The organism is Roseomonas sp. TAS13 (genome assembly GCF_001950415.1).
In the GTDB taxonomy this organism is placed as follows: Bacteria; Pseudomonadota; Alphaproteobacteria; order Acetobacterales; family Acetobacteraceae; genus Roseomonas; species Roseomonas mucosa.
This window is the reverse complement of the sequence record NZ_BDLP01000164.1, coordinates 1-9,624: the sequence shown is the minus strand read 5'-3', so window position 1 is coordinate 9,624 and position 9,624 is coordinate 1. Positions and strand designations below refer to the sequence as shown.

Genomic DNA, 9,624 nt, shown 5'->3' with positions numbered 1-9,624 from the left:
TGCGTAGATGTGATCAAGAGACAGCCCCCCCGCGCCGGTCAACGTCCGGTCCACCGCGGCGAAGAGGCAGCTTTCGGCATCGCCGCGCTCGGAACGCAGGATCTCCAGCGAGCGGCGCGTCGCAGCGTCCATCCGCAGCAGGCGGGATTCGCCGCAGCATTCCGGCGGCGCGAGGCGGGGCAGGGTGCCCCCCTGGGTGGCGCGCACATAGTCGAGCGCCATGGCCAGCGCCGCCACCTCCTCCTCCGAGAAGGCGCCGAAGCCGTCCAGGCTGGCGACCTCCCAGGCGGCGCGGGCGATGCGGGAGGGGTCGCGGGGCGGGGCCGTCTCGCGCAACCGCTCGCCGCAGCCGGCCAGCGCGCCGCTGGCGACCAGGGCAGGCGGGGCCAGGATCTCCGCCGGCTCCAGCCGTGAGAGCAGCGTCGCCGCCTCGGCCGGCAGGACGGATTCGGTGCAGACCATGCCGGTGGAGATGTCGAGCCAGGCGGCGCCCAGGCGTTCTCCCCCTCCCTCCGCCAGGGCGAGCAGCCAGGAGGGGCGGCCGCCTTCCAGCAGGGAATCCTCGGTCACCGTGCCGGGGGTGACGATGCGCACCACCTCCCGCCGGATGGTGCTGGCCTTGCGCGCCTTGGCCTGTTCCGGCGTCTCCATCTGGTCGCAGAGCGCGACGCGGTAGCCGCGCCGCAGCAGCCGGGCGAGATAGGCCTCGTGCGCATGGGCCGGCACGCCGGCCATGGGGATGGGCTGGCCGTTGTGCTCGCCCCGGTGGGAGGTGGCGAGGCCCAGCACCTCCCCGGCCAGGATGGCGTCGTCGAAGAACATCTCGAAGAAATCGCCGAGCCGGAAGAAGACCAGCGCGTCCGGATGCGCGGCCTTGGCGGCGAACCACTGGGCCATCGCCGGGGTGGCGCCCTCGGCGGCGGGAAGGTTGCGATTCATCCATCCTTCCTAGGGCGCCGCGCCGGGGGCGGTCCAGAGCGGATCGGGCATGGGGCGGGTGCGGCGGGCGATGCCCTTCCGCTTGGCATCCCGGCCGCCCCGTCGCACTCTCCCGCGCGTCAGCCAGGGAGCCACGCCATGAATCGCCGCAACCTCCTCAAGGGCGCCGCCGGGCTGGGGGGCGCCGCCCTGGCCGGCGGCGTCGCCGGGCCCGCCCTGGCGCAGAACAGTCGGGCCAGCACGCTGCGCTTCGTGCCGCAGGCGAATCTGAGCGCGCTGGACCCGATCTGGACCACCGCCACGGTCACCTCGAACCACGGCTACTACATCTTCGACACGCTCTTCGCCGTGGATGCGAACAACCGCGTGCAGCCGCAGATGGCCGAGGGGCACGAGGTCGCCGATGGCGGCAGGCTCTGGCGCTTCCGCCTGCGGGAGGGGCTGAAGTTCCATGACGGCACGCCGGTGCGGTCCGCCGACTGCATCGCCAGCGTGAAGCGCTGGGCCTCGCGCGATCCCTTCGGCCAGCTCATCACCGGCATCACCGAGGAATGGAAGGTGGTGGACGACCGGAACTTCGAGCTCCGGCTGAACCGTCCCTTCCCGGCGCTGCTGGAGGCGCTGGGCAAGGCCGAGGCCAATGTGCCCTTCATCATGCCGGAACGGCTGGCGAAGACCGACGGCGCCACGGCGATCACCGAGATGGTGGGCTCCGGCCCCTACCGCTTCGTGGCCTCCGAGTTCAATTCCGGCTCCCGCGCCGTCTATACGAAGTTCGACGGCTATGTGCCGCGCCATGAGGCGCCCTCGGCCGCCGCCGGCGCCAAGATCGCGCATTTCCAGCGCATCGAGTGGCACATCATCACCGATCCCTCGACCGCCGCGGCGGCCCTGCTGGCGGGCGAGATCGACTGGTGGGAGCGTCCGCTCGCCGACCTGCAGCCGATGCTGGCCCAGAGCCGCGACGTCAGGCGGGAGATCCTGGACAAGGCCGGCCGCATGGCGCTGGCGCGGCTGAACTGCCTGCAGCCGCCCTTCGACAACGTGAAGCTGCGCCAGGCGGTGCTGAAGTCGGTGGTGCAGGAGGACTACATGCGCGCCGCCCAGGGGGACGACCAGTCCACCTGGAACACGATGCGCAGCCTGTACCCGCAGCGCACGCCCTACTACGTGGACCAGGCCGACCTGATGCCGGGCAGCGTCGATGCCTGCAAGGCGGCGCTGAAGGAGGCGGGCTATGCGGGGCAGAAGCTGGTCATCATCAACCCGACCGACTTCCCGGATATCGGCCCGCTCGGCCAGGTGACGGCGGATGCGCTGCGCCGCGCCGGGATGAACGTGGAGCTGGCCGAGAGCGACTGGGGCACCGTCATCCAGCGCCGCAACTCGCGCGAGCCGGTGGAGAAGGGCGGCTGGAGCATGTTCCACACCACTGGCGGCTCCAACCTCTATGGCAGCCCGGCGACCTCGCCCCTGCTGCGGGGCCAGGGCGAGAAGGGCTGGTTCGGCTGGTGGAAGAGCGACAGGGCCGAGGCCCTGACGCAGGAATGGCTCTACGCCTCGGATGCCGATGCCCAGCGCCGCGTCGCCCTGGAGCTCGGCCGCCACGCGCTGGAGGAAGCCGGCACCCTGCCGCTCGGCCAGTTCACCGTCCGCACCGCCTTCCGCAAGGATCTCACCGGCTTCGTGGAGGGTTCCTCGCCCTTCCCTTGGGGGGTGCAGCGGAGCTGAAGGCGGCCGCCTTCCATGACTGGGGTGGAGACATGGCCTCCACCCCGCCTGGGTTGCGGGCGGGGGCCTATTCCGCCGGAACCGCGACATCCCCCAGCAGCTTGTCGACGGTGATCGGCAGGCTGCGGATGCGCTTGCCCGTGGCATGGAAGACGGCGTTGGCGATGGCGGCGGCGGTGCCGCAGATGCCGATCTCGCCCAGGCCCTTCACGCCGAGCGGGTTGCCCTTGTCGTTGTCCTCCTGCACGAAGATCACGTCGATGTCGTGGACATCGGCGTTCACCGGCACGTGGTACTCGGCCAGATTGTGGTTCATAAAGCGGCCGAGATTGTGGTCCTGCAGCGACTCCTCGGTCAGCGCCATACTCATGCCCCAGACCACGCCGCCGATGATCTGCGAGCGTGCGGTCTTGGGGTTGATGATCCGCCCCGCGGCGACGGCATCGACGATGCGGGTGACGCGGATGACGCCCAGCTCCTCGTCCACCCGCACCTCCGCGAAGACGGCGGAGTGCGTGTAGGAGGAATACGTCTTCTGCATTTCCTTGGAGGGGGAGGCGGTCTGCTCCTCCTCGATCCGGTCCAGCCCGGCGGCGCGCATCACCTCGGTGAGGGGCAGGGAGCGCAACGGGTCCGCACTCAGGCCGATGCGGCCATTGGCGAAGCTGACATCCTCCATCGCCGCGCCGGCGAGCGGGGAATCCGGCAGGCCGCGCGCGGCGCCGAGCAGGCGGGCGCGCACCATGTCGCAGGCCGCCAGCACCGCGGAGCCGGCCGAGGCGGCGGTCCAGGAGCCGCCCTCGACGGGCGAGGTGGGCAGGGAGCTGTCGCCGATCTTCGCCGTGACATCCTCCATCCCCAGCCCCAGCGCGTCGGCGCCGATCTGGGTCAGGATGGTATAGGTGCCGGTGCCGATATCGGCGGTGGCGGTGGCGACTTCCAGCTTGCCATCGGCGGTGAGGGTGGCGCGGGCGCTGGTCTTCATCATCTGCGCCTCCCAGACGCCAGAGGCCACGCCCCAGCCGATCAGCTCGCGCCCCTCACGCATCGAGCGGGGCTCGGGGCTGCGCCTGCTCCAGCCAAAGCGCTCGGCGCCCTCGCGATAGGCGGCGCGCAATTCCTTGGAGGTGAAGGGCTTGCCCTCGTTCTCGTCCTTTTCCGCATAGTTCCGCAGGCGAAGCTCCAGCGGGTCGGCCTTCAGCGCGTAGGCCAGCTCATCCAGCGCGGATTCCAGGGCGAAGAGGCCGGTTGGTCCGCCCGGGGCGCGCATGTCGCAGGGCGTGTAGGTGTCGATCTTCGCCAGCTTGTAGTCCAGCGCCACGTTCTCGCAGTGGTAGAGCAGGCCGGACCAGTTCACCACGACCTCCTGGTAGTCCTCGAACTGCGAGGTGCCGGAGATCGCCTCGTGCCGGATGGCCTGCAAGACGCCATCCGCAGCGGCGCCGATGCTGACGTCCTGCAGCACGTCGGGCCGGTAGCCGAAGGTGAACATCTGCTCGCGCGACAATACGACGCGCACCGAACGTTCCAGCTCCAGCGCCGCCATCACGGCGAGGAAAAGCTGGTACTGCGGCCGCAGCCCCGAGCCGAAGGCGCCGCCCACGAAGGGCGAGATCACGCGCACCTTGTCGGCGGACAGTCCGAAGACGTTGCTGACATACTTCTGGCTGTTCTGCGCGCCCTGGATCTTGTCGTGGACGGTGATCCTGCCGTCGCCTTCCCAGACCACGGTGGTGGCATGGGGCTCCATCGGGTTGTGGTGCTCGATGGCGATGCGGTACTCGCCCGCGACCTTGTGCGGGGCGGCGTCCAGGGCCTTCTCCGCATCGCCGCGCGGCGGGGGAGGGGGCGCGATGCCGGAACGCTTCTTCGGCGGCACATAGGCCGCGCCGCGCACGGCGGCGACATCCGTGGCATGCGGCGCTTCCTCGTAGCGCACCTGCACCAGCATGGCGGCATGGCGCGCGGTGGAGAAATCCTCCGCCACCACCAGCGCCACGGGCTGGCCGCTGTAGTGGATCTCGGCATCGTAGAGGGCGCGGAAGGGCGAGCCCGGCGGCGCCACGTCATCCTGGTAGTTCTTGCTGCGCCAGGCGGTGCGCGGCCGGTTCTCATGGGTGAAGACCTGCACCACGCCAGGCACGGCCAGCGCCGCCGCGGTGTCGATCGCGGCGATCTTGCCCCGGGTGATGCCGCTGGACACGACGACGCCGTGCAGCAGGCCGGGGGCGGTGAACTCGGCGGCGTACTTCGCCTCGCCGGTCACCTTGGCCTTGCCGTCCACGCGGCTCAGCGGGGAACCGAAATAGGGGGTGTTGCTGCTCATCGGACGTGTCCCCTCACTGGATCCGCTTGTCGGCGACGGGCTGCGGCGTGCCGGCCGCCGCCTGGGACAGGGCGCGCAGGATGGCCTGCCGCGCCATGGGAATCTTGAAATCGTTCTGGCCGTGGCCCCGCGCGCCCTCGATCAGCGCCTCGGCGGCGGGCAGGAAGCTTTCCAGCGTGGCAGGCCTGCCGCGCAGCAGCGCCTCCGCCTCGGGCCGGCGCCAGGGCTTGTGCGCCACGCCGCCCAGGGCGATGCGCGCCTCCTTCACCGTGTCGCCTTCCATCTCCAGCCCCACGGCGACGCTGACCAGGGCGAAGGCATAGGAAGCGCGGTCGCGGAGCTTGAGATAGGTGTGGTGTTCCGCGAAGCCCTGCGGTGGCAGGTCGATCGCGGTGATCAGCTCGTCCGCACCGAGATTCGTGTCGCGCTCCGGCGCATCGCCGGGCAGGCGGTGGAACCCGGCGAAGGGGATCTCGCGTTCGCCCTGCGGGCCGGTGACGCGCACCACCGCCTCTAGCGCCGCAAGTGCCACGCACATGTCGGAGGGATGGGTGGCGATGCAGCTCTCGCTGGCGCCGAGGATGGCATGGATGCGGTTCACGCCGGTCCTGGCCGGACAGCCGCTGCCGGGCACACGCTTGTTGCAGGGCGTGCCCGTATCATAGAAATAGTAGCACCGCGTCCGTTGCAGCAGGTTGCCACCGTTCGTGGCCATGTTGCGGAGCTGGGGCGAGGCGCCGGACAGGATCGCCAGGTTCAGCAGCGGGTAGCGTTCGGCGACGCGGCTGTCATAGGCGGTCTGGGCGTTGGTCACGAGGGCGCCCAGGCGCAGGCCGCCTTCCGGCGTTTCCGTGATCTCGCGCAGCGGCAGATGGGTGACATCCACCAGATGATCCGGCCGCTCCACATTCTCCTTCATCAGGTCGAGGAGATTGGTGCCGCCCGCGATGAATTTCGCCGCGCCGGCGGCGTGGCTGCGGACCGCGCCCGCGACGTCCGCGGCGCGAGTGTAGTCGAAGCGGTTCATTGCGCTTCCTCCCCGGCCTGCAGCGCCTGCTCGATCGCCGCCACGATGTTGGGATAGGCGCCGCAGCGGCACAGGTTGCCGCTCATCAGCTCGCGGATCTCGGCCGGGTTCTTCGCCCGCCCCTCGCGGATCAACCCGACGGCGGAACAGATCTGCCCGGGCGTGCAGTAGCCGCACTGGAAGGCGTCGTGGTCGATGAAGGCCTGCTGCACCGGATGCAGGTGGCCGTTGGACAGCCCCTCCACGGTGCGGATCTCGCAGCCTTCCTTCATCACGGCCAGGGTCAGGCAGGAATTCACCCGCACCCCGTCCACCAGAACGGTGCAGGCACCGCACTGGCCCTGGTCGCAGCCCTTCTTGGTGCCCGTCAGGCCGATATGGTCGCGCAGGGCATCCAGCAGGGTCGTCCAGGGTGCCAGCGGCACGGTGTGGTCCTGGCCGTTGACCCTCAGGGTCACGTCGCGTGCCTCATGGCCGGGTCTGGCCCCGGCGGGGGCCTCGGTCGCGGTCTCACTCAATGTCAGGCCCTCCGGCTTCGTTTGCTTATGGCGTCGGAACGGAACGAACCGTCCCCGTGCCGATGGCCTCGGGGCGGAATTCCGGCGGTTCATTCCATGGCCGCTCAACGCCTCCGGGGAGGAGCCGGTTGCCGGAAGGGCGAGGCGCGCGGGAGGCTCACGCCAGAAGTGAGGCGATGGCCCGCATCCGGCGGTTGCGGTATGGCGCCGTGACGGCCAGAACCGGCTCGGCCCGGCCCGGCCCGCCCGGCCGCCGGAATCAGTGCTGCGGTAAGCCCGCACCGCTCGCCACAGCGTGAATCCCGGGGCGGCTTCTCAACAGGGCCGCCCAAGCGCCTGATCCGTGGCGGAAATGCCCCAGTCCTGATTCGGATGCGTAAGCTCCTCCACCAGATATTGTGTGAAACCGAGGGTCTGATAACCATATATATGGTCACTGAGCCCGAGGCGCCGAATCCGGCGCGACCCGGGCAGGCCCCTGATTTTCCTGACCGAGGTTGCTGATGGACGGCTACGCGCAGACTCTCGCCCCTGGATTCGCCCCCCGCCATGGCGGGGTGGCGGCCCGGCCGGATGCTGTGCGGAAACAACCCGGCGGCGTCCCGGCGCAGGTTTCGGTGGGGGGAGCGGTGGGGGCGGGCTTCGGCACGCATCCCGTGCCCGGCCGCCCCCTGGATGCCGGGATGGGCCTGGCCGTGGGCCGCCGCACCGTCTTCCGCCCGGAGGACACCGAGGATTTCGGCCGGGTGGCCGAGCGCGTTTCCGCCGGCAACACCGCCCTGGCGCCCACCGCCCCGGGCGAGCGCGAGGCGCTGCGCAACGCCATCGCCACCGGGGCGCTGCTGACCTCCGGCCGCCACCTCCAGCACGGTGATGCCGAGCAGCCGAAGCGCAACATGGAGGTCTTCACCAACTGCGCCACGGCGATCACCTCCTTCGCCGAGTTCTACCTGCTGCTGAACGGCTCCGGCGTCGGGCGTGCCTATGACGACGAGCTGGCGGTGGTGGACTGGGCCAGCGCCCCCGATCTGCGGCTGCATCTTTCGCCCGAGCATCCGGACTTCCCCGCCACCCGCGACACGCTGCGCCGCTTCGGGGTGGAGATGGGGCTGCTGCCCTGGGGCACGGACGATGCCGGCTTCGACGCGGCGGCGGAGGCGGCGGTGCGCGCCTTCCTCGATGCGGAACTGGTGAGCGACCTCGCCGCCATTCCGGCGGGCGCCGTGGTCCACCGCGTGGCCGACAGCCGCGAGGGCTGGGCCAAGGCGGTCGAGGTGCTGGAGGCCATGGCCTTCCGTGGCGAGCGGAGGAAGACCCTGCTGCTCGACCTGTCCGATGTCCGCCCCGCCGGGGCGCCGATCCGCGGCATGCAGGGGCGTCCGGCCTCGGGGCCGATCTCGCTGCTGCGCGGCCTGATCAACATCCGCCGCCATGTGATCGAGCCCGCCCGGGCGCGGGACCCGCAGGGCGAGGCGCTGCAACCCTGGGAGCAGGCGCTGCTGGTGGACCACCACCTGTCCGTGGAGGTGCAGGTGGGCGGTGCCCGCCGCGCCGCGCGCATGGCCACCAAGTCCTGGCGCGACCCGGGCATCCTGCGCTTCGTGCGCGCCAAGTCGGAAGGCGGGCTCTGGACCGCCAACAACTCCGTCATGGTGGACCGCGAGTTCTGGCAGCGCGTCCGGGAGGGCGACGCGGCCGACCCGCTGACCCGCCATGCCCGCACGGTCTTCGACGAGGTGACGCGCTGCGCCTTCGTGAACGGCGAGCCCGGCTTCATCAACGGCGACCTGCTGGAGGACCACCGCACCGGCGCCGCCTGGGACAAGCCGGTCTTCGAGGATGGGCGCGACTTCCGCTCCGACCGCTACCAGGTGACGGAGGCCGAGGGGCTGCTGGCCGAGACCGCGCGCCGCGCCTCCACCGCGCGCTTCCCGGTCACCACCAATCCCTGCGGCGAGATCACCCTGCACGTCACGGGCGGCTATTGCGTCATCGCCGATTTCGCGCCGCTGCTGGCCTGCCCCGTCAGCCTCGACGACGTCACCCCCGGCGCGGCGCCGGAGGAGATCGCCGGGGAATGGGACCGGCGGGTGGAGGATTCCGTGCGCCTCGGTGTGCGCTTCCTGATCCGCGCCAACCGGATGGACGCGCTCTATGGCGAGGAGGTCGCCCGGACCAACCGCATCGGCATCGGCCCCACCGGCCTGCACGAATGGGCCTGGATGCGCTTCGGCCTGGGCTTCCGCGAGATGCTGGACGAGACCCGTTCCGCCGGTTTCTGGGCGATGCTGGACCGGCTTTCCGCCATCGCCAAGGAGGAGGCCAATGCCTATGCCGCCGAGCTCGGCATGGCGCGGCCGGTCACCGTCACCACGGTCAAGCCGGCGGGCACCACCAGCAAGCTCTTCGCCCTGACCGAGGGCGCGCACCTGCCGGCGCGGCGCCAGTATCTCCGCTGGGTGCAGTTCAAGGGCACGCGCGACGAGGCCACCGGCGAGTGGCTGCCCGGCTCCGACCCGCTGCTGGCGGATTACGAGGCGCGCGGCTACCCGCTGCGGGCGCTGCGCTCCTTCCCCGGCATGACCATCGTCGGCTTCCCCACCGTGCCGCTGTTGCAACGCCTGGGTCTGGAGGACGGGCTGGTCACCGCACCCGAAGCGACGCCGGAGGAGCAGTACCAGTATCTCCGCCTGCTGGAGCGCCACTGGATCGGCCGCGACCAGGGCAACCAGGTCAGCTATACGCTGAAGGTCTATACCGACCAGCACGACCTCGACGCCTTCCGCGCCATGGTGCGGGAGCACCAGCCCTCGGTGCGCTGCTGCTCCGTCCTGCCCAGCCGCCCCGACTCCGAACTCGGCTACGAGTACCTGCCGGAGGAGGAGATCTCCGCCGGACGCTTCGCCGCCATCGTCGAGGGCATCGACGACAGTGCGGTGCGCGAGGCGGTGGACTGGGCGCATCTCCAGTGCGCCAGCGGCGTCTGCCCGATCTGACCGGCGGGGGGCGCGCTTCGCGGCTTTGACGTCGCGCCGTCCCGGGGGAAAGGCGCTGCCTTTCCCCCGGACCCCCTATCCGCCAGG

Annotated in this window: 5 protein-coding genes and 1 pseudogene; 2 read left to right on the top strand and 4 right to left on the bottom strand. The window is 70.8% G+C overall.

Features of this window, described 5'->3' with window-relative positions; all coding sequences use genetic code 11:
• A pseudogene (locus ROTAS13_RS13595) lies at window positions 1–939 on the bottom strand (DNA mismatch repair protein MutS); the annotation flags it as partial.
• 138 nt (window positions 940–1,077) lie between these two features.
• Here ROTAS13_RS13595 and ROTAS13_RS13590 point away from each other — a divergent pair.
• Window positions 1,078–2,670, top strand: coding sequence for an ABC transporter substrate-binding protein (locus ROTAS13_RS13590; protein WP_075822604.1), 1,593 nt, complete (start codon window positions 1,078–1,080; stop codon window positions 2,668–2,670).
• A 67-nt stretch (window positions 2,671–2,737) separates the two neighbouring features.
• Here ROTAS13_RS13590 and ROTAS13_RS13585 read toward each other — a convergent pair whose 3' ends face one another.
• From ROTAS13_RS13585 to ROTAS13_RS13575, 3 genes are read right to left on the bottom strand one after another with little or no spacing between them, the layout of a single operon-like run.
• A complete protein-coding gene (locus ROTAS13_RS13585) occupies window positions 2,738–4,996 on the bottom strand; it encodes a xanthine dehydrogenase family protein molybdopterin-binding subunit (protein WP_075822603.1) in 2,259 nt (752 codons plus the stop codon).
• A 13-nt stretch (window positions 4,997–5,009) separates the two neighbouring features.
• Window positions 5,010–6,023, bottom strand: a complete 1,014-nt coding sequence (locus tag ROTAS13_RS13580; RefSeq protein ID WP_075822602.1) for a xanthine dehydrogenase family protein subunit M — start codon at window positions 6,021–6,023, stop codon at window positions 5,010–5,012.
• Window positions 6,020–6,481: a (2Fe-2S)-binding protein gene (locus ROTAS13_RS13575; RefSeq protein ID WP_019460770.1), complete on the bottom strand. Its 462-nt coding sequence runs from the start codon at window positions 6,479–6,481 to the stop codon at window positions 6,020–6,022. Before ROTAS13_RS13575 ends, ROTAS13_RS13580 begins: the two co-directional genes overlap by 4 nt.
• Before the next feature lie 563 nt (window positions 6,482–7,044).
• Between ROTAS13_RS13575 and ROTAS13_RS13570 the strand changes: the two genes are divergently transcribed.
• The gene (locus ROTAS13_RS13570) at window positions 7,045–9,537 is read left to right on the top strand and encodes a recombinase (protein WP_253187682.1); all 2,493 of its coding nucleotides are present in this window, start codon (window positions 7,045–7,047) and stop codon (window positions 9,535–9,537) included.
• Window positions 9,538–9,624 lie beyond the last annotated feature (87 nt).

What these genes read in the sequence shown, in the direction of transcription:
- ROTAS13_RS13590 (WP_075822604.1), top strand. Translation starts at nt 1,078, where the DNA reads ATGAATCGCCGCAACCTCCTCAAGGGCGCCGCCGGGCTGGGGGGCGCC.
- ROTAS13_RS13585 (WP_075822603.1), bottom strand. Translation starts at nt 4,996, where the DNA reads ATGAGCAGCAACACCCCCTATTTCGGTTCCCCGCTGAGCCGCGTGGAC.
- ROTAS13_RS13580 (WP_075822602.1), bottom strand. Translation starts at nt 6,023, where the DNA reads ATGAACCGCTTCGACTACACTCGCGCCGCGGACGTCGCGGGCGCGGTC.
- ROTAS13_RS13570 (WP_253187682.1), top strand. Translation starts at nt 7,045, where the DNA reads ATGGACGGCTACGCGCAGACTCTCGCCCCTGGATTCGCCCCCCGCCAT.